Source organism: Pseudomonas sp. GW821-FHT09C08 (assembly GCF_059418125.1).
In genome coordinates this window covers 54,438-73,491 of record NZ_JBWKPG010000017.1, presented here as the reverse complement: position 1 = coordinate 73,491, position 19,054 = coordinate 54,438, and the positions used below count along the sequence as shown (strand labels likewise).

Annotated in this window: 16 protein-coding genes; 9 read left to right on the top strand and 7 right to left on the bottom strand. The window is 64.0% G+C overall.

From position 1 onward, the window contains the following. Positions 1 to 237: 237 nt before the first annotated feature. The 4 genes from AC07OJ_RS30160 to AC07OJ_RS30145 all read left to right on the top strand — a co-directional run bounded on the left by AC07OJ_RS30160 (position 238) and on the right by AC07OJ_RS30145 (position 4,365). Positions 238 to 828, top strand: a complete 591-nt coding sequence (locus AC07OJ_RS30160) for an antibiotic biosynthesis monooxygenase (protein ID WP_065906127.1) — start codon at positions 238 to 240, stop codon at positions 826 to 828. Then, a complete protein-coding gene (locus AC07OJ_RS30155; protein ID WP_106804282.1) occupies positions 825 to 2,663 on the top strand; it encodes an amidohydrolase in 1,839 nt (612 codons plus the stop codon). The genes AC07OJ_RS30160 and AC07OJ_RS30155 overlap by 4 nt, the downstream gene beginning before the upstream one ends. Positions 2,664 to 2,683: 20 nt before the next feature. Further along, positions 2,684 to 3,301 carry an isochorismate family cysteine hydrolase YcaC gene (gene ycaC / locus AC07OJ_RS30150; RefSeq protein ID WP_495095762.1) on the top strand — a complete coding sequence of 206 codons (618 nt, stop codon included), beginning with the start codon at positions 2,684 to 2,686 and terminating at the stop codon, positions 3,299 to 3,301. A gap of 182 nt (positions 3,302 to 3,483) precedes the next feature. Then, positions 3,484 to 4,365 (top strand): LysR family transcriptional regulator, encoded by an 882-nt coding sequence (locus tag AC07OJ_RS30145; protein WP_120448276.1) that lies wholly within the window; start codon positions 3,484 to 3,486, stop codon positions 4,363 to 4,365. Here the strand turns inward: AC07OJ_RS30145 and AC07OJ_RS30140 are convergent. Both AC07OJ_RS30140 and AC07OJ_RS30135 read right to left on the bottom strand, forming a co-directional pair. Beyond that, positions 4,352 to 5,389, bottom strand: a complete 1,038-nt coding sequence (locus AC07OJ_RS30140) for an AraC family transcriptional regulator (protein WP_106804281.1) — start codon at positions 5,387 to 5,389, stop codon at positions 4,352 to 4,354. The genes AC07OJ_RS30145 and AC07OJ_RS30140 overlap by 14 nt on opposite strands. Position 5,390: 1 nt before the next feature. Then, positions 5,391 to 6,305 (bottom strand): GGDEF domain-containing protein, encoded by a 915-nt coding sequence (locus tag AC07OJ_RS30135; protein WP_106804280.1) that lies wholly within the window; start codon positions 6,303 to 6,305, stop codon positions 5,391 to 5,393. Between the two features lie 388 nt (positions 6,306 to 6,693). Here AC07OJ_RS30135 and AC07OJ_RS30130 point away from each other — a divergent pair, with 388 nt between their 5' ends. The 5 genes from AC07OJ_RS30130 (at position 6,694) to AC07OJ_RS30110 (ending at position 13,119) form a co-directional block, all read left to right on the top strand. Continuing rightward, complete coding sequence (locus AC07OJ_RS30130) at positions 6,694 to 9,207, top strand: TonB-dependent receptor (RefSeq protein WP_495095761.1); 2,514 nt, start codon at positions 6,694 to 6,696, stop codon at positions 9,205 to 9,207. A gap of 75 nt (positions 9,208 to 9,282) precedes the next feature. Then, complete coding sequence (locus AC07OJ_RS30125) at positions 9,283 to 11,148, top strand: phytase (protein ID WP_495095760.1); 1,866 nt, start codon at positions 9,283 to 9,285, stop codon at positions 11,146 to 11,148. A 46-nt stretch (positions 11,149 to 11,194) separates the two neighbouring features. Beyond that, the gene (gene tolQ / locus AC07OJ_RS30120) at positions 11,195 to 11,887 is read left to right on the top strand and encodes a protein TolQ (protein WP_495095759.1); all 693 of its coding nucleotides are present in this window, start codon (positions 11,195 to 11,197) and stop codon (positions 11,885 to 11,887) included. A 15-nt stretch (positions 11,888 to 11,902) separates the two neighbouring features. Next, entirely contained in the window at positions 11,903 to 12,349 is a 447-nt protein-coding gene (gene tolR, locus AC07OJ_RS30115) for a protein TolR (RefSeq protein ID WP_065906140.1), read from the top strand. Next, positions 12,346 to 13,119, top strand: a complete 774-nt coding sequence (locus tag AC07OJ_RS30110) for an energy transducer TonB (RefSeq protein ID WP_495095758.1) — start codon at positions 12,346 to 12,348, stop codon at positions 13,117 to 13,119. The genes tolR and AC07OJ_RS30110 overlap by 4 nt, the downstream gene beginning before the upstream one ends. Positions 13,120 to 13,791: 672 nt before the next feature. On the opposite strand, the gene AC07OJ_RS30105 is transcribed toward AC07OJ_RS30110, so the two are convergent. The 5 genes from AC07OJ_RS30105 to AC07OJ_RS30085 form a co-directional block, all read right to left on the bottom strand. Further along, positions 13,792 to 14,739, bottom strand: coding sequence for a D-isomer specific 2-hydroxyacid dehydrogenase family protein (locus AC07OJ_RS30105; RefSeq protein WP_495095757.1), 948 nt, complete (start codon positions 14,737 to 14,739; stop codon positions 13,792 to 13,794). Continuing rightward, positions 14,736 to 15,905 (bottom strand): acyl-CoA dehydrogenase family protein, encoded by a 1,170-nt coding sequence (locus AC07OJ_RS30100; RefSeq protein WP_495095756.1) that lies wholly within the window; start codon positions 15,903 to 15,905, stop codon positions 14,736 to 14,738. Before AC07OJ_RS30100 ends, AC07OJ_RS30105 begins: the two co-directional genes overlap by 4 nt. A gap of 62 nt (positions 15,906 to 15,967) precedes the next feature. Then, the gene (locus tag AC07OJ_RS30095; protein WP_106804273.1) at positions 15,968 to 16,651 is read right to left on the bottom strand and encodes a peroxiredoxin-like family protein; all 684 of its coding nucleotides are present in this window, start codon (positions 16,649 to 16,651) and stop codon (positions 15,968 to 15,970) included. Then, positions 16,648 to 18,012, bottom strand: a complete 1,365-nt coding sequence (locus AC07OJ_RS30090) for an LLM class flavin-dependent oxidoreductase (RefSeq protein WP_065906148.1) — start codon at positions 18,010 to 18,012, stop codon at positions 16,648 to 16,650. The genes AC07OJ_RS30095 and AC07OJ_RS30090 overlap by 4 nt, the downstream gene beginning before the upstream one ends. A gap of 12 nt (positions 18,013 to 18,024) precedes the next feature. Continuing rightward, on the bottom strand, positions 18,025 to 18,999 hold the full coding sequence (locus AC07OJ_RS30085; protein ID WP_106804271.1) for an ABC transporter substrate-binding protein: 975 nt from the start codon (positions 18,997 to 18,999) through the stop codon (positions 18,025 to 18,027). Between the last annotated feature and the right edge of the window lie 55 nt (positions 19,000 to 19,054).

Sequence of the window (19,054 nt, the reverse complement as noted above, 5' to 3'; positions counted from 1 at the left end):
CACCGAGCCTAGGCGAGGTGCCGAGTGTTGGGGCAAGAGCGTTTTGGTTACTTTTGCGCTGTTCAAAAGTGACCCGCTGTAAGAGCGGAACCATACGCGGCCATTACCCAAATAAAGGATATACACTCAACCTCAATTTCAACGTCCCCCACCAAACAGCACGTACATCCAATTTTCCCCACCCCCCTTCCCCCCAAACTCCTCTCACCGCCAAACCATCAAGGCAGAGGGGCACCCATGCACCCAGCACCCAAAACCGGACCCGACGAAGTCGTCACCCTGGTCGTCAAACACCTGATCAAACCCGGCCAGGAAGCCAACTACGAAACCTGGCTACGCCACATCGTACGAATCGCCGGCGCGCGCCCCGGGCACCTCGGCGTCGACGTCGTGCGCAGCAAACAGAACGGCCTGGCGCTGTTCACCTGCGTATTGCGCTACCGCTCCACCGATGACCTGCAAACCTGGCTCGATTCCGCCGAGCGCAAAACCCTGATCGCCGAAGCCACACCCATGCTGGCGGACGGCGACAACACCGAAATCGGCGCGGTCAACGAGTTCTGGTTCACGCCCCTGGCCGACAGCGCCGCCAAGCCGCCGCGCTGGAAACAGGCGGTGGTCACCCTGTGCGTGATCCTGCCGCTGACCCTGCTGGTGCCCATCGTGTGGGGCCCGGTCCTGCGCCTGCACCCGTTTTTATCCAACTACGTGGTCGCGACCTTCCTGGTGACGCTGACCATCGTGCTGCTGGTGGTCTACCTGCTGATGCCGGCCGCCACCCGCCTGTTCGCTCCCTGGCTTGAAGCCTCAGTAAAGGAAACCCTATGAACGCCGATCTGATTCTGTTCAATGGCCAATTCCACACCGTGGACCGTGAAAACCCGCGCGCCACCGCCGTCGCTATTCATGAAGGCCGCTTTGTCGTCGTCGGCACCGACGGTGAAGCCCTGGCCCTGCGCGGCAGTGGCACCCAGGTCATCGACCTCAAGGGCCGCACCGTGATTCCCGGCCTCAACGACTCGCACCTGCACCTGATCCGTGGCGGGCTCAACTACAACCTCGAACTGCGCTGGGAAGGCGTGCCGTCGCTGGCCGATGCCCTGCGCATGCTCAAGGACCAGGCTGATCGCACCCCCACGCCGCAATGGGTACGCGTGGTCGGTGGCTGGAACGAATTCCAGTTCGCCGAAAAACGCATGCCCACCCTCGACGAACTCAACCAGGCCGCGCCCGACACGCCGGTGTTCGTGCTGCACCTGTATGACCGCGCCTTGCTCAACCGCGCGGCACTGCGCGTGGCCGGCTATACCAAGGACACGCCGAACCCGCCGGGCGGTGAGATCGTGCGCGACAGTCACGGCAACCCCACCGGCATGCTGGTGGCGCGTCCCAACGCGATGATCCTCTACTCGACCTTGGCCAAAGGCCCGAAATTGCCGCTGGAATACCAGGTCAATTCGACGCGCCAGTTCATGCGCGAACTTAATCGCCTCGGCCTTACCAGCGCCATCGACGCCGGTGGCGGCTTCCAGAACTATCCCGATGACTACGCGGTGATCGAGCAACTGGCCAAGGATCAACAGTTGACGGTGCGCATCGCCTACAACCTGTTCACCCAGAAGCCCAAGGAAGAACTCAGCGACTTCAAGCACTGGACCTCCAGCGTCAGCCTGCACCAGGGCGATGACTACCTGCGCCACAACGGCGCCGGCGAGATGCTGGTGTTCTCTGCCGCCGACTTCGAAGACTTCCTCGAGCCGCGTCCCGACCTGCCGCAGAGCATGGAGCAGGAGTTGGAACCGGTGGTGCGCCATCTGGTGGAGCAGCGCTGGCCGTTCCGCCTGCACGCAACCTATGACGAGTCCATTTCGCGCATGCTCGATGTGTTCGAGAAGGTCAATCGCGACATTCCGTTCAATGGCCTGCCGTGGTTCTTCGACCATGCCGAAACCATCACGCCGAAAAATATCGAGCGCGTGCGCGCCCTCGGCGGCGGTATTGCGATCCAGGACCGCATGGCGTTCCAGGGTGAGTACTTTGTCGAGCGCTACGGCGCCAAGGCGGCCGAAGCCACGCCGCCGATCAAGCGCATGCTCGCCGAAGGCGTACCGGTAGGCGCCGGCACCGATGCCACGCGGGTCTCCAGCTACAACCCGTGGACCTCGCTGTACTGGATGGTCAGCGGCCGCACCGTGGGCGGCCTGGAACTGCACGCCGAAGGCCTGCCGCGCCTGACTGCGCTGGAACTGTTCACCCATGGCAGCGCCTGGTTCTCGTCCGAGCAGGGCAAGAAGGGCCAGATCAAGGTCGGCCAGTTGGCGGACGTTGCCGCGCTATCGGCGGATTTTTTCAGCGTCGATGAAGAAGCCATCAAGTGGATCGAATCGGTGCTGACCGTGGTCGGCGGCAAGGTGGTGTATGGCGCCGGCGACTTCGACGATGTCGCGCCGCCGCGTGTGCCGGTGCTGCCGGACTGGTCGCCGGTGGTCAAGGTGCCGGGTCACTGGCGCCCGACTTCACCGGTGCAGGCTCAGGTTCACCAGTGCAGCGGCCCGTGCGGCGTGCATTCCCACAGCCATGAAAAGGCCCGCCTCAGCAGCGTGCCGGTCAGCGACTTCCAGGGTTTCTGGGGCGCGTTTGGCTGCTCGTGTTTTGCTTTTTAAACCCCCGAAGGAGTTAACCCATGACTTACAAGCGCTTGAACAAAGATGACGCGGTGGTGCTGTTGGTGGATCACCAGACCGGCCTGATCTCCCTGGTGCAGGATTTCTCCCCCAACGAATTCAAGAACAACGTGCTGGCCCTGGCCGATGTGGCGAAGTTCTTCAACCTGCCGACCATCCTGACCACCAGTTTTGAAAGCGGTCCTAACGGCCCACTGGTGCCAGAGCTCAAGGCACTGTTCCCGGACGCGCCGTACATCGCCCGCCCTGGCCAGATCAACGCCTGGGACAACGAAGATTTCGTCAAGGCGGTCAAGGCTACCGGTCGCAAGCAGATCATCATTGCCGGCGTGGTGACGGACGTGTGCGTAGCGTTCCCGACCCTGTGCGCCCTCGACGAAGGCTTCGAGGTGTTCGTGGTCACCGACGCCTCCGGTACTTTCAACGAAACTGTGCAACAAGCCGCCTGGGCCCGTATGACCGCCGCCGGTGCGCAACTGGTGAACTGGTTCGCCGTGGCTTGTGAGCTGCAAGTGGACTGGCGCAACGACATGGAAGGCCTGGCCAACCTGCTGTCGCCGCGCATCCCCAACTACCGCAACCTGATGAACAGCTACTCGGCGTTTACTGCCAAATAAGCGATTTCCAGCAGGTGCAGGCGATTCAATGTGGGAGCGGGCTTGCCCGCGAATGCGCTGTGTCAGTCCATACTTTCAGCGACTGATCCAACGCATTCGCGAGCAAGCCCGCTCCCACATTTGATTTGTGGTAAGGCGACCGACCCGCTATAAATCAGCAAACTGTCCACCGAGAAGCGACAATGAACCCCTTCGAAGACATGCGCCTGTTCTGCCAGGTCATGGAATCCGGCAGCTTCACCGCCGCCGCCGAACAACTCGGCCTGTCCAAGCAGTTCGTCAGCCGCCGCCTGATCCAGCTGGAAGATCGCCTCGGCGTGCGCCTGCTCAACCGTTCCACCCGCCGCCTGGACGTCACGCCCCTGGGGCAGAGTTACTACGAATCCGCCTTGCGCCTGCTCACCGAAGTCGAGCAAGTGGAGCAGGGCATCGCCGGCCAGAACAGCGAACCGCGCGGCACCCTGCGCCTCAGCGCGCCGTTGTCGTTTGCGATGGCGCACCTGGGCTGCCTGTTGCCGCAGTTTTTGCAGCGCTATCCCCAGGTGTCGGTGGAAGTCGACCTCAGCGACCGCCCGGTGGATTTGATCGGCGAAGGCTACGACCTGGTGCTGCGCATCGGCACCCTGGAAGATTCCACCCTGATTGCCCGCCGTATCGCCAGCATCCCGCGCGTCTACTGCGCCAGCCCGGATTACCTGGCCCTGCGCGGCACCCCGCAGAAACCCGACGATCTTGCCGACCACGACTGCCTGCCCTACGGCCATGGCCGCCAGGTGCAGTGGCGCTTCAAGGGCAAGCTGCAGGCGCTGAACGTCAGCGGGCGCATGCGCGTCAACAATGGCGACCTGCTGCGCGACACCGCGATTGCCGGCCTGGGCGTCACCTACTTGCCGACCTTTATCGTCGGCGAGGCCTTGAAGGACGGGCGCCTGGTAAGCGTGCTGGACGACTTCGCCCCCGAGGCCCTGACCCTGTCGGCGGTGTACCCACAGCACCGGCAAAGCTCACGGCCCGTCCAGGCGCTGGTGGAGTTCTTGCGCGAACGCCTGGCTAGTGGCTGTTGAACAACTGGCGGATCAGGTTCGGCGTGCTGCCGGTCCAGCGCTTGAATGAGCGTCGGAAGTTGGCTGCGTCGTTGAAATTCAGGTACGCCGCCACTTCCTCATTGCTGTAGCCCTTGACCTGGTACAGGTGCAACGCCACCTGCTTGCGCACGCGGTCCACCTGCTGCTGAAAACCGGTGTCATGCTTGTGCAGTTTGCGCTTGAGGGTCGCCGGGCTCATCGCAAACGCCTGGGCCGCCTGTTCCAGGCTCGGCGGCTGGCGTACCTGATCGCGCAGGTAGTCGTAGAGGCAGTCGAGAAAGCTGCCGGCAAAGCCCAAGTGTTCGATCTGCTCGCAGGCCTGGCGACGTGCGACCTGGCCGGCAGTGGCCGAGGCACCCGGCCACGGGTGGGTGAGGTATTCGCGCGGGATGCTGAGCATGTCCAGCGGGCGCGCAAAGCGCGTGCTTTCGCCCAGGTTCACCCAGTACTGCTCGACATAACGCGGCTCGGCGTGGCTGAAACTGCACGCCCACGGCAGCCGCTGGCCGCTCAGCCATTGGCTCATGGCAACCAGTGAGGTCACGCTGGCCTCCAGCAGGAAACGCCAGTGCTCGCCGGCGCCGCAACTGTCGAGCCAATACAGGTAGGCGTGGTGCTCATCCAGCTCCAGTTGCAGGCTGACCAATGGGCTGAGCAGCACTTGCTGCTGGATGAGGAGTTCGAGTGCCTGGTGCAGATTCTGCGCGTGGCCCAGGGCGTGACTGGCGGCGCCGTAGTAGCCGGGCAGCAGGCGTTGGCCAAACAGGAAGCTGCTGTCGTCGGCATCCAGCAGTTTGCGACTGTTGCCGATCAGGGCCAGGAACTGCTGCGGGCTCAACCGCGCGTTGCCGGCCAGGATGTCCTCGTGGAACAGCCCGGTGCCGCGCAGCAGGCGATGGCTGTCGATGTCGCGGGACAAGGCCAGGTCGATCAAGGTAGCGGGTTGGTAATGCCCGGGGATAAAGCGCGTGTCGCTTTCATACCAGCTGGTCTTGACGGCCATCTCAGGCACTTTTCGCCAGCGGTTGCTTGGCCCGTGCCAGCGCCAGGTTGAGACGCTTGAGCAGGTCGTGGGGCGACTCGTCCAGGGCCATCACCACCGCCGTAGTCGCGGCCAATTGCAGGCGTTCGCCCTGTTGGCGGGTCTTGTGGGCCAGGCCACGCACGGCCTGTTGCAACTCCAGCGCCAGCACCTGGGCCTGGCGTTCGCCGGTGTTGGGCAACAGCACCACAAAACGGTCGCCGGCCAGGCGGCACAGCAAGTCCTGGCGGCGCAGGTTGAGCAACAGCAAATGGCTCAGGGCCTGCAACACCGCGTCGCCCTCGACGTGCCCGAAAGCCTGGTTGATGGCGGCAAAGTTATCCAGGTCCAGGGCCAGCAGTGACAGCGGTTGTTGTTGCTCGCGGCTGTCTTGCAGGCTGTCGGCCAACTGGCGCTTGAGGTAGTCGGCGCCGGCCAGCGGCGTGAGTTTGTCGAACAGCCGATGCTCGCGAAACAGCCGCTCGCGCTTCTCCATCTGCGCGCTGATCGCCAGTTGTTCGCGGTGCCAGTGGTAGATGCCGATGGTCAGCAGGATCATGCCCACCGGCATCGGCCCGGACTCCAGCCAGTGGTCCCAGGTGATGCTGTCGGGCAGGCGGATAAATTCGTCGAGGCTGTCGATCCACCAGGAAAAGAAGATGCACGACAGCCCCAGCGCGAGGTAATTGGTGACGCGCCCGGCGGGTCGGCTTTTCAGCACCAGGCCCAGCCACACCAGCGCCAACAGAGCCGAGCCGCCCTCGCCGAAGATGTCCAGCCAGGCCCATTCACTGACGTATTTCAACTCGCCGCAGGCCAGGTGCAGGATCAGCCCGAGGTTGGCGGCAACCAGCAGCAGCGCGAGTTTCCAGCGATGGGGTTTGAGCACGGAGAACATGGCCGCGAGTCCTTGGGCAAATGAGCGATGGGCGCCAGCACAGCAGATGCATGTGACGGTTGGATGACGGTGGGGGAGGGTCGAATCAGCTCATGGGATAAATAAAATTTCCCGCCAAACGCCGAACAAATGTGGGAGCGGGCTTGCTCGCGAAAGCGTTACGTCAGTTGGCCCATCTGTTTCTGAACGGCCGCTTTCGCGAGCAAGCCCGCTCCCACACTTAATCGAGGTCATATCAGCTCATTTGCCCCGGCATATGGCCTCAAAAGCCCGGTTTACGGGCCTTCGTGCCAACCCCTGTCACAGAACCGTCATCCCCCACCCCTAGCTTGCCCTCCCAGTTGCCGGGCCTCTTGCCTGGCGCCAATGGATTCTTGGGGAGGATTGCATGTACAAGCGCACCGGGCTCGTCAGCTTCACGCTCACTGCCTTGGCCCTGGCGATGGCCAGCGAGCGGCTCAACGCTGCCGAGGCGGCCACCACCGAGCACGTCGAAGTGGTCGGCCAGGCTGCCGCCATGGACCAGGCGCTCAAGGAGCAGCGCCGCTCCGACAGCATCAAGAGCGTGGTGCATGCCGACGGCGTGGCCCAGTTGCCGGATGAAAACGTCGCCGAAGCGGTGCAGCGCCTGCCGGGCATCAGCGTCGAGCGCGACCAGGGTGAAGGGCGCTTTGTCAGCGTGCGCGGCCTGGGCCCGGACCTCAACAGCGTGACCATCAACGGCACCCTGGTGCCCGCGCCGGAAAGCGCGCGCCGCGCGGTGGCGCTCGATGTGCTGCCCTCGGAACTGGTGCAATCGCTGTCGGTGATCAAGACCCTCACGCCGGACATGGACGCCAACTCCCTCGGCGGCACCGTCGACGTGCAAAGCCTGTCGGCCTTCGACCACAAGGGCCTGTTCTACACCGGCAGCAGCGAGGCCAGCTACGACAAGAACACTCGCCAGACCAGCCCCAAGTTCTCCGGCGCCGCCAGTAACCGTTTCAGCCTTGGCGACGGCATCGACAACTTTGGCGTGGCCGCCGCCCTCAGCTGGCAGAAGCGCGACTTCGGCTCGGACAACGTCGAGACCGGCGGCGCCTGGGACTTCACTGATGGCGCCAGACTCAACGAGTTCGAACAGCGCGACTACGACATCAGCCGCGAACGCGCCGGGGGCGGCCTGAACTTCGACTACAAGCCCGATGACCTCAGCAGCTACTACCTGCGCACTCTCTACAGCCGCTACAAGGACAGCGAGACCCGCAACTCCACCAGCATCGAGTTTGCCGACCCCCAGGCGCCCGGCGAACTGGGCGATGCCGAGGGCAAGCGCAAGCTGAAGAACCGCGAGGAAACCCAGGAGATCCAGTCCTACGTGTTCGGCGGCGAGCGCATGCTCGGCCTCTGGACCTTGAGCGGCCAGGCCGGCTATAGCCAGTCCAGCGAAGACAGCCCGGCGCACATTGCCGGCGCCACTTTTGACGGCGGCGACTTCGCCAACAGCGGCTTCTATGACAAGGACAAGCCGCGTCCGATCATCGGCGCCGGTTTCTACGACGCGAGCAACTTCACCCTCGACAAGGTCGACTGGGAGAAGCAGAACACCAAGGACACCGAGAAAAACCTGCGCCTGGACCTGGCCCGCGACTATGACCTCGGCGGCTACGCGTCCCAGGTCAAGTTCGGCGGCAAGGTCAGCCGTCGCAACAAGGACAACGACCTGGAGGCCTGGGTCTACGAAGACTTCGACACCCTGGGCTTCACCGCCGACCAGCTCAACCTCACTCAATTTCAGAAAGGCTCTGTCGACTATCGCCTCGGCAACTACGGCCCCGGCATCAGCCCTGGCGCGATCAAGCAGTTGATCGGCAGTCTCAACCCGGCGGATTTCTATGACGAGACCGAATCGCGGGTCAACGACTTCACCATCCGCGAGGACATCAATGCCGGCTACCTGATGAACACCGTCGATATCGACGACTGGCGCTTTATCGCCGGCCTGCGCTACGAGGGCACCGAGTTCGAAGCCAAGGGCACCGGCGCGACCGATGGGGTGTTCACGCCCACCGAAACCAAGCGCCGCTATCACCACTGGCTGCCCGGCCTGCATGCGCGCTACCAGATCGACAAGAACACCCAATTGCGCGCCGCCTGGACCAAATCCGTGGTGCGCCCGACCTTCGGCCAGCTGGCGCCGGGGTTTGTCATCGACGATGACGAAGCCACCTTCGGCAACCCGGACCTCAAGCCCCTGGAGTCGAGCAACCTGGACCTGGGCATCGAGCATTTCATGGGGCGCGCCGGGACCGTGTCGGCGTTCGTGTTCTACAAGGACATCAAGAACTTCGTCTACAACACCGACCTGGCCGGCACTGGCGCCTGGACCAACTTCGCCGAGGCCCACACCTACGCCAACGGCGACAGCGCCAAGCTCTACGGCCTGGAACTGGCCTACTCGCAGAAATTTGACTGGTTGCCCGCGCCATGGAACGGCTTGCTGATCGGTGCCAACAGCACGTTCAGCCGCTCCAGCGCCGATATCGAAGGCTTCGACAGTGCCAGCGGCCGTAACCGCAAGCGCAACATCAGCCTGCCGAACCAGTCGGACACCGTCGGCAACCTGATGCTCGGTTGGGAAAACGACAGGCTCAGCCTGCGCGTGTCGGCCAACTACAAGTCGGCGTACCTGTATGAACTCGCCTCGATCAACGACAAGGCCCACGACCTGCACGTCGACGCGCAGACCTTCGTGGACTTCAGCGCGCGCTACTCGCTGAGTAAAAACCTGCAGATCAGCTTCGAGGCGCAGAACCTCACCGATGAGTCGTACTTCGTCTACACCGGCCATCGCAGCTACAACGGCCAATACGAAGAGTACGGCCCGACCTACAAGCTGGGCCTGACCTTCACCCATTTCTGAATTCAACACATTCCAGCTGCAGGCGCTGGCTTGCCTGGAGTTGATCTCCATCGTATTCGAAGGATTTGCACGTTAATGAGACTGTCCAAGCTGTACCTGTTGATTGCCCTGGCCACCTGCGGCCACGCCCTGGCCGGCGACCTGGCGCTGACCCCGTGGGCACCTGGCCTCAAGGTTGAAGCCGTGGCCTTCCTCCCCAACGGCCCCGAGCGCCTGGCCGCCGGCACCCGCGACGGCCTGCAATTACTCGATCGCCAAGGCGCGGAACTGGCGCGCTTCAAGGGCAATTTCAGCAGCCTCGACACCCGCGCCGCCGGCGCCCAGGTGGTGGCCGCCAGTCTCGACAACGACCGCCAGCAGGCGCTGTTGATCAACCTGGATGTCGCCGGCAAGCGCTTTGGCAAGCCGCTGTACTTGCCGACCCGCGACTTTGCGGTAAATGGCCTGTGCCTTTACCGCGATGCAGCAGCCAACCTGTTTGTGTTCCTGGTCGGTGAAGAGGGCAAGGGCGAGCAATGGCTGGTGGGCAATGGCGCCACGTTATTGAGTGAGGCCCAGCGCGTACGCGGGGTGCCGCTGCCGCCGTCGGCGCAGTTCTGCCAGGTCGATGACGCTACCCAGCAGTTGCTGGTGAATGAAGAAAACATCGGTTGGTGGGCCTATCCGGCGCACCCGGAAGCCGAGGTCAAGCGCACGCCGGTGGCGCTGTTCGACACGCCCAGGCGCGAAGCCGGGGCCATGGCGTCGGTGCCCGGCGGGATGGTCGCACTGGATCCCAAGACCGCCCAGCTGCACCTGTTCCAGCACACCGGCAAGCGATGGGTCGAGCAATCGAGCCTGAGCCTCCCAGGCCTCAAAGAGCCGGAGCAACTGACGGTCAACGGCCGGCAACTGCTGGTGCGTGACGACGACACCGGCGCGCTCTACCAGGCCACCCTCGACTGGCAGGCCCAGCCGGTGGCGGCGGGGCCGGTGCTGCCGGAAGTCGCCGCCGTGCGCCAGACCGACCCAGTCGGCCGCCAGGGCGATGCAGCGGATGATCCGGCGATCTGGATTCACCCCGGGCAACCGGCGAAAAGCCGCGTGCTCGGCACCAACAAGAAACAGGGCCTGCTCGCCTATGACCTCGACGGCAAGCTGCTGCAGGAGCTGGCTGTAGGGCGCCTCAACAACGTCGATGTACGCCCCAACTTCAAACTCGGCCAGCGCACGGTCGACCTGGCCGTGGCGAGCAATCGTGATCACAACAGCCTGAGTCTGTTCAGCATCGACCGCCAGAGCGGCGAGTTGCGCGAAGCCGGTGAGGTGCCGACGCCGCTCAAGGAAATCTACGGCATCTGCCTGTTCCAGCCGGCCAGTGGGGAGATCTACGCGATCGCCAACGGCAAGGACGGCACCTTCCTGCAATACCGCCTCAGCGCGCCGGATGGCCGTGCGCAGGGTGAGCTGGTGCGTCAGTTCAAGGTCGACAGCCAACCCGAAGGCTGCGTGGCTGACGACCAGCGCCAGCGCCTGTTTATCGGCGAGGAAGATGTCGGCGTGTGGGCGGTGGACGCCCGCGCCGATCAACCGGCGACCCTGGCCAACGTGATCAAGGTCGGCCCGCAACTGCACGCGGACGTCGAAGGCCTGGCGCTGTACCAGAGCGACAAGCGCGACTACCTGGTGATCTCCAGCCAAGGCAATGACAGCTACCTGGTGGTGGATGCCGAACCGCCGTTTGCCGTGCACGGCGCTTTCCGCGTCGGCCTGAACGCGGCCGCCGGCATCGATGGCGCCTCGGAAACCGATGGCCTGGAAGTTACCGCCATCAACCTCGGCGGGCCATGGAGCCAGGGCATGCTGGTGGTGCAGGACGGGCGCAAGCGCATGCCCGAGCAGACCCAGAACTTCAAGTTCGTGCCCTGGGCCGACGTGACCCGCGCACTGAAATTGCCCTGAACCGTCATCACCCGGTCATCACTTTTTAATCGAATAGGACATCACCATGCACGCGACGATGGAACATATGACGATCTGGGGTTTGATCAGCGACGCCAGCCTGTTGGTCAAGGCCGTAATGCTCACCTTGCTGTTGGCCTCGTTGCTCAGCTGGTACCTGATAATCCAGCGCGCCAGTGTGCTGCGGCGCCTGGAGCGCCAGTTGAATGGCTTCGTGCAGCGCTTTCGCGCGGCGCCGGACTTGCAGGTGTTGTACCGTGAAACCGTGCAGGCAGGTGAGGGCGGCGTGGCGCCGATCTTTATCGCCGGGGTCGACGAATACCAGCACCTGCACAGTCATGACCCGGCGGTTCTGGAAGGTGTGGAGCGCGCCTTGCAGGTGGCGATCACCGAGCAGGAAGTCGAGCTGGAAAAGGGCTTGCAGTTCCTCGCGACCGTGGGCTCGGTCAGTCCCTATATCGGTCTGTTCGGCACGGTGTGGGGGATCATGAACTCGTTCATCGGCCTGTCCCAGGTGCAACAGGCGACCTTGTCCACGGTGGCGCCGGGCATTGCCGAAGCCTTGATCGCCACGGCCATCGGCCTGTTTGCGGCGATCCCCGCAGTGATCGCCTACAACCGCTTTGCCGCGCGCAGCCAGACGCTGCTCACGCGCTACTACGCCTTCGGCAACGAGCTGCAAGTACGCCTGCACCGCACCCTGCGCGGTACGCCGATCAACCTGGCCGTGGCCGCCTGAACAAGGAGCAAGCCGATGTTAACCAGGCCGCAACGCAAGCACGGGCCCAAGGCCGAGATGAACGTGGTGCCGTATATCGACGTGATGCTGGTGCTGCTGGTGATCTTCATGGTCACCGCGCCGATGCTGACCCAGGGCGTGAAGATCGATCTGCCCAAGGTCGCCGCCGAGGCGCTGGCCACCGACACGCGCCAGCAGATCCTCACGCTGTCGGTGAAGGCTGACGGCGGCTATTACTGGAACCTTGGCGGCGAACTCGACACCCAGCACCAGACCGACAGCGCCGTGACCCTCGACGAAATGGGCGCCAAGGTCATGCAAGTGGTGGCGGCGCGCAGCGACACCCAGGTGTACATCCGCGCCGACGATAACGCCGGCTACGGGCGTGTGGTCGCGGCCATGGCGGTGTTGCAGAAAGGCGGGGTGAGCAACCTGGGGTTGGTGACCGAGGCCCCGCAATGACGGCGATGATCATGCACAGTGAGACGCTGACGCTGACGCCCCGGGAGCCGTCCGGGTTCTGGAGGAACAGCGTCGCGGCGAGCCTGGCGGTAGCGCTGCACGCAGGGGTGCTGGCAGCGCTGATGCTGGGTTGGTCGGCGGAAAAAGCGCCGGTGGACACACCCAGGGTCATGCATACCCAATTGGTGATGCTGCCGCCTGCGCCCGTGCCTGCTCCCGCACCTGAGCCGGTGGCCTTCACGCCACCGGAGCCTGTGGCTGTGCCCGTGCCCGTGCCGGTCAAACCCACGGTCGATCCACAGGTCCAGGCGCAGAAACTCGAGAAGGCCGCGTTGGCACGCAAGCGCGTCGAAGAGCAGAAAATCGAGGCACAACAGCAGCGCCTGGCTACCGAGCAGCGCAACCGTGAACAGGCGCAACAACGCCTCGACCAGCAGCGCCTGGCCGCCGAAACAGCCCGCGTCGCTGCCCCCGCAGCAGCGCTGGCACCGGCCTTCGACAGCCGCCAATACCAGCCCTTGAGCAAGGAAGCGCCGGACTACCCCGAGCGTGCCCTCGACAAGAACATCGAAGGCGACTGCTCGGTGGAATACACAGTGAACACCCAGGGCCGCGTGGAAAACCCCAAAGTGCTCGATGGCTGTCACCCCCTGTTTATCCGGCCGTCACTGGCAGCGGCGAACACCTTCCGCTACCAGCCCAGGATCGTTGACGGCAAAGCCGTTCCCGTGCCGGCGGTGCGCAACACCTTCCACTACCGCATCAAGTGATATCCCGTAGCCAACACCGGGTCCCCTGTGGGAGCGGGCTTGCTCGCGAAAGCGGTGGGTCAGTCGATGAATGTGTTGACTGACAGTCCGCCTTCGCGGGCAAGCCCGCTCCCACCTTTGTAATCGGTGCAGTCTGCATATCCTTGATCTCCACTACCGCATCAAGTGATATCCCGCAGTCAACACCGGGCCCCCTTGTGGGAGCGGGCTTGCTCGCGAAAGCGGTGGGTCAGTCGATGAATGTGTTGACTGACATGGCGCCTTCGCGGGCAAGCCCGCTCCCACCTTTGTAATCGGGGCAGTCTGCAGATCCTTGCGATCTCCACTTCCGCATCAAGTGATATCCCGCAGTCAACACCGGGGCCCCTGTGGGAGCGGGCTTGCTCGCGAAAGCGGTAGGTCAGTCGATGAGTTTGTTGACTGACAGTCCGCCTTCGCGAGCAAACCTGCTCCCACCTTTGTAATCGGTGCAGTCTGCAGATCCTTGCGATCTCCACTACCGCATCAAGTGATATCCCGCAGTCAACATTGGGAACACTGTGGGAGCGGGCTTGCCCGCGAAAGCGGTGGGTCAGTCGATGAGTTTGTTGACTGACAGTCCGCCTTCGCGAGCAAGCCCGCTCCCACATTTGTAATCGGTGTAAGTCTGCAGATCCTTGCAATGTGGCTGTGTCAGGTGTTGACCAGGTTGGCGAGTTCAGCCCCTGCGACATACTTCTCCAGATTCGCCAGGAACGTGTCCGCAATTTCGTTGCGGCTATTGGTGGAAATGGCCGAAGTGTGCGGCGACAACCTGACTCTCGGGTGGGTATACAACGGGTGCCCATCCGGCAGTGGTTCCGGTTCGGTCACGTCCAGCGATGCCAGCCCGATCTGTCCGTTGTCGAGTGCTTCGAGCAGCGCCTCCTGATCCAGCAGGCCACCGCGTGCGATATTGATCAGGTGCAGCCCGGGCTTGGCGTTGCCGAGTACACCGCGGTTGATGATATGCCGCGTGGATTCGGTCAGCGGGGCTGCCACCACCAGGTGGTCGGCGCGGGCGAACAGGTCGTGGATGTCCTTGGCCGCTTCCACACCGGCAACGCCAAACGGCGCCTGGCTTTGGCGCAGTGCCACGACCTGGATGCCCAGGGCCAGTGCCTTGTGCGCCAGGCTCGCGCCAATTGCGCCGAAGCCGAGGATGCCCAGCGTGGTGCCTTTGAGCGGGCGCAACGGGGTGAAATGCCACTGGGCGTCCTTCACCCAGATGTCCGGCAAATGCTTGGACGCGGCAAAGATCGCCGCCAACGCGAACTCGGCGAGGTTGTCGGCCGCGCTGCCTCGGGAGGTGGTCACCGGTGGCCCGTTGAACAGCCATTGCGGGTAGAAATCGATGCCCGACGACACCAGGTGCACCCACTGTGCGCCGTAGGGCCAACCCGGTGGCGGGGTGTCCGGGGCGGTGTAGCCGCGCACGTTGATCGGGCGCAGCAACAGGATATTCGCCTGCGGCGGCAGGTCGCTCGGCACCCCTGGCGGCACACCGATCACTTCGGCGTCGGCGTGCAGCGCGCGCAGGCGCTCGCGGATCACGTCGTTGTAATCCTCGTCGAGCTGGCTGGCAATAATCACCTGACTCATGTGCGTTCCTTCTGGCGTTGGGCGAAGACCGCTTTGCCGACGCCTTGCAGCACGGCGTCATTCTGCGGGGTATGCACGCGACTGCAGAGCACGTCGCGGTAGTGTCGTTGCAGCGGGCTGTGACGCGACAGGCCGGGGTTGCCCGAGGCCTCGATGGCGAGTTCCACCGCGCGGATGGCATTGTTGGTGACCAGGTACTTCAACTGGGCTGCGTTGGCCGCCGGGGTATGACCTTCGGCGGCGGCGTCCAGCAGGCTGCGGTTGGCAAACAGCAGGGTGTCGATATGCCCGACGGTTTCCTGAAAACGCGGCAGCGTCGACAACGCTGCACCGAGGTTGGACGGCTTGCGTTCTTCCAGCCAGTTCACCAGCCAGTCCCGCGCGGCGTGGGCCACCGCGTCGTACACCGATGACAGCAGCACCGACATCCACAGGAAGCCATCGCCATCCAGCTCCGGCTGCGGGGCACTCCAGGGGCTGACGCTGACGGCGTGGTCCAGCGGCACCAGCACATTGTCGAGCACCACTTCATGGCTGCAGGTGGCGCGCATGCCCAGGTGGTCCCAGGTGTCGATAATGCTCACGCCGGGGCTGTCCTTGGGCACCAGCCAGGCGCCCACCAGCGGGTCGGCGTCATCGCTGCGGCCCCACACGCTGAACCAGCTCAGGCCATGGCTGCCGGTGGAGTAGATCTTGCGCCCGCTGATGCGCCAGCCCTCGGCGGTGCGCACTGCGGTGGTCGCCGGCAGCCCGCCACGGGCCGGGGTGCCGAGGTCGGGTTCGACGCGCAGCGCATTGATCAAGGCACCGTCGCGCACCGCGTCCTTGGCCACTTGCGTACGCAGGTGGACCGGCCAGTTCTTGCTGTCTTGCAGGCGGGTGTGTTGCAGGTATTGCATCACCAGGATCAGCGCAGTGGACGGCTCGCCCCTGGCAATCGCACTGATCGCCTTGCGCGCCTGCGGCAGGCTGGCGCCGCCGCCGCCCAGGGCCTTGGGCACGGTGAGGGCGACCAGGCCGTGTTCATGCAACAACTTGAAGTTGGCATGCGGGAACGCGCCGCTCTCGTCATACAGGTGCGCGGTGCTCGCCAGCTCGGCGCTGAGGCGTTCGAGCAGGGCTTCGAAGTTGGCGACTTCCACGGAGCGCAGAGACGGTTGGGTCATAACAATGTACTCGGTCAAAAATGTGGGCGCCGGCAAGCCGGCGCCTACAGGGGGTTGTGGGCTTAGATAGCGATGCGTACGGGCTGTTGGCCCAGCAGTCGCTCCACCACCTGCAGCACCGGCTCGGCCTCGGTGCGCACCAGCCAATCCGGGCTCACTTCGACGAAGGCCACTGTGCCGTCCCTGGCGATCACCACCACCGTCGGTTGCGGCAGTTCCCAGGTCCCGGTGCCGGTGGTGTCGCCGATGTGGTTGCCCTTGGCCAATGCGGCGTTGCGCGAGGCTTCGTCGAAACTGTAGAGGATGCCCAGGCGCCGGCCGAGGTTGTTGTCGGTGTCGCTGGCCACCAGCAATTGCAGGTTATGGCGGGTCTTGATCTCCACCAGCCGCTCAGGCACCTGCGGGCTGACCGCCACCAGCGGCACCCCCAGTTCGCGCAGGCGTGGGTAGAGTTGGCGTTCGTAATAGGGCAGGGCGAGATTGCACGCCGGGCAGCCGGCAAAGCGGAAGAAGATCAGCACCGCCGGCCCATCGGCCAGCAGCAGATCGCGGTTGAGTTCGCCGCCTTCCACATTGAGCAGGGTGAATGGGTCCAGTTCATCGCCGACCTGCACATAGTCGTCGGGCCGTGCTTCATCGACCAGGCGCTGGCGCTGGTCGATGTTGACCTGCAACGCCGCCGGTGCCCAGGAAGCCACGCGCTCGGCGTGCAGATCCGCTAATTGACGGTTGAGGGATTCGCTCATGCCAGCGCCTCCTGTTGCGCTTCGACCTCGGCGGCGACGCTGTAGCGGTTGGCCGGCACGTCCAGGCCAAGGTTGTCGCGCAGCGTGTGGCCGCTGTACTCGGTGCGGAACAGGCCGCGCTGTTGCAACACGGGCACCACCAGTTCGGTGAAGTACTGCAAGCCGTCCGGCAGCACCGAGTTGATGATGAAACCGTCGCTGGCACCGCGCTCGAACCAGGTCTGGATGGCATCGGCGACTTGCTCGGGGGTGCCGACAAAATCACGCTTGGGCCGCGAGAACCGCAGCGCCACTTCGCGCAGGGTCAGGCCTTCGTCCCTGGCCAGTTGCTTGATCCGGTCGGAGCCGCCTTTCTGGCTGTTGGCGCCGAGGTCGCCAAGTTCCGGGAAGGGCGCGTCCAGGGGGTACTTGCTGAAGTCATGGTCATTGAACGGGCGGCCGAGGGCGACAATCGCGTCTTCGACGGTGACCAGGTCCACGGCCTGCTGATAGCGGCGTTCCACTTCGGCTTCATCGCGGCCGACAATCGGCCGGATACCCGGCAGGATCGACAGGCTGTCGGCGTCACGCCCAAAGCCTGTGGCGCGGCGTTTCAGGTCCTGGGAATAGGCCAGGCCTTCCTCGATGCTCTCCACGTGCACAAAGATCGCGTCGGAGTTTTCGGCGGCGAAGTTGCGCCCATCCTCCGAGGTACCGGCCTGGAAAATCACCGGTTGACCCTGGCGCGAGCGTGCGATGTTGAGCGGGCCCTTGACCGCGAAGAACTCGCCCTTGTGATTCAGTGCATGCAGCTTGTCCGGGGTGAAGAATTCGCCGCTTTGCTTGTTGTAGGCAAAGGCGTCGTCTTCCCAGGAATCCCACAGGCCCTTGACCACGTTCACGTGTTCCTTGGCGATGCGGTAGCGCACGGCGTGGGGCGGGTGCTCGGCCTTGCCGAAGTTGTCGGCGGTGCCGCTGAGCCACGAGGTCACCACGTTCCAGCCGGCGCGGCCGCCGCTGATATGGTCCAGCGACGAGAACTGGCGAGCCACTTGGTAGGGCTCGGTGTAGCTGACCGTCACCGTGGCGACGAGACCGATGTTCGTGGTGATGGCGGCGAGGGCCGAGAGGATCGTCAGCGGCTCGAAGCGGTTGAGGTAGTGCGGGCTGGATTTGGCATGGATATGCAGGCTGTCGGCGATGAACACGAAGTCGAACTTGGCAGCTTCGGCCAGTTCAGTCTGCTGCTTGTAGAACCCGAAGTGGGTGCTGGCATTCGGTTGGGCGTTCGGGTGGCGCCATTCGCCCCAACCGTGGCCGACACCGTGGACCATGGCACCCAGTTTCAAATGGCGTGGCTTGGAGGGATGTGGCTTGCTCATGTTCTGCTCCTGTTAGCGCGATGCTTGGGAAAAGGGGACACGCTTGGCGTTAAAGCTCTTGTCGAAGCCTTGCGACACGTCGATGTGCTTGGTCAACAGGCCTTCTTTTTGATAAGTGTCGGCGGTCGCTTGCAGGCCGCTGATCACCGAGTCGTCGATGGCGACCGGGCTCAGGCGGGTGTCCTTGGCCACTTCCACGTGGACTGCCAGCGGCAGGCCGGTGATCTTGGCCTGGGCGGCAGCGTATTCATTGGGGTGGGTGTTGGCCCACGCATAGGCGCGGTCGAGGCGTGCGACAAAGTCGTCGAGTTGCGGGCGCTTGTCGGCGATGGCCTGGCTGGTGGCGGCGAGGTACAGGTGGTTGCTCAGCAGGTTGCTGCCACTGATCAGCACGCGGGCCTGGCTTTGCGAGGTGACCACGGTGGTGTACGGGTCCCAGGTGGCCCAGGCGTCGGCGGTGCCGTTATCCAGCACCAGGCGTGATTCGCTGGGCAACAGGAAAATGAACTGCACATCCTTGGTGGTCAGCCCGGCAGTGGCCAGGGCCTTGATCGCCAGGTAATGACCGATTGAGCCGCGTCCGGTAACGATCTTCTTGCCCTTGAGGTCGGCGACAGTCTTGATCGGCGAGTCCTTGGGCACCAGCAGCGCGGTGGTATTGCGCCCTTCGGCGTGGATGATGCTGACCACCTTGAGCGAGGCACCGGCACCCAGTGCGAACACGTAGGGCGCATCACCGAGGGCGCCGATGTCCACGGCGCCGGCATTCAAGGCTTCACCCAGGGGCGAGGCGGAGGGGAATTCCGACCACTGGATTTCATACGGGACGTTCTTGGTTTCGCCGGAGACTTCCAGGAGTGCCTTGATGGTGGATTTCTGGTTGGCCACCCGCAGTGGCTGCAGGTCGGCGGCGTGGGCGCCGCCGCTCAGGCCGAGGGCAAGGGCGGCGCCCAGGAGCAAGCGTTTGAAGGGGGTGGTAAAGACCATGGGATGCAGGCTCCAGGCAGATCAAGAAGGGGTTCGGTTACCTCCGCCTGGAGAA

Bases quoted from the DNA above. Each gene is read 5' to 3' on its own strand.
- AC07OJ_RS30095 (WP_106804273.1), bottom strand. From the start codon at position 16,651: ATGAGCGAATCCCTCAACCGTCAATTAGCGGATCTGCACGCCGAGCGC.
- AC07OJ_RS30090 (WP_065906148.1), bottom strand. From the start codon at position 18,012: ATGAGCAAGCCACATCCCTCCAAGCCACGCCATTTGAAACTGGGTGCC.
- AC07OJ_RS30110 (WP_495095758.1), top strand. From the start codon at position 12,346: ATGACGGCGATGATCATGCACAGTGAGACGCTGACGCTGACGCCCCGG.
- tolQ (WP_495095759.1), top strand. From the start codon at position 11,195: ATGCACGCGACGATGGAACATATGACGATCTGGGGTTTGATCAGCGAC.
- AC07OJ_RS30100 (WP_495095756.1), bottom strand. From the start codon at position 15,905: ATGACCCAACCGTCTCTGCGCTCCGTGGAAGTCGCCAACTTCGAAGCC.
- AC07OJ_RS30105 (WP_495095757.1), bottom strand. From the start codon at position 14,739: ATGAGTCAGGTGATTATTGCCAGCCAGCTCGACGAGGATTACAACGAC.
- ycaC (WP_495095762.1), top strand. From the start codon at position 2,684: ATGACTTACAAGCGCTTGAACAAAGATGACGCGGTGGTGCTGTTGGTG.
- AC07OJ_RS30155 (WP_106804282.1), top strand. From the start codon at position 825: ATGAACGCCGATCTGATTCTGTTCAATGGCCAATTCCACACCGTGGAC.
- AC07OJ_RS30085 (WP_106804271.1), bottom strand. From the start codon at position 18,999: ATGGTCTTTACCACCCCCTTCAAACGCTTGCTCCTGGGCGCCGCCCTT.
- AC07OJ_RS30125 (WP_495095760.1), top strand. From the start codon at position 9,283: ATGAGACTGTCCAAGCTGTACCTGTTGATTGCCCTGGCCACCTGCGGC.
- AC07OJ_RS30140 (WP_106804281.1), bottom strand. From the start codon at position 5,389: ATGGCCGTCAAGACCAGCTGGTATGAAAGCGACACGCGCTTTATCCCC.
- AC07OJ_RS30145 (WP_120448276.1), top strand. From the start codon at position 3,484: ATGAACCCCTTCGAAGACATGCGCCTGTTCTGCCAGGTCATGGAATCC.
- AC07OJ_RS30135 (WP_106804280.1), bottom strand. From the start codon at position 6,305: ATGTTCTCCGTGCTCAAACCCCATCGCTGGAAACTCGCGCTGCTGCTG.
- AC07OJ_RS30130 (WP_495095761.1), top strand. From the start codon at position 6,694: ATGTACAAGCGCACCGGGCTCGTCAGCTTCACGCTCACTGCCTTGGCC.
- tolR (WP_065906140.1), top strand. From the start codon at position 11,903: ATGTTAACCAGGCCGCAACGCAAGCACGGGCCCAAGGCCGAGATGAAC.
- AC07OJ_RS30160 (WP_065906127.1), top strand. From the start codon at position 238: ATGCACCCAGCACCCAAAACCGGACCCGACGAAGTCGTCACCCTGGTC.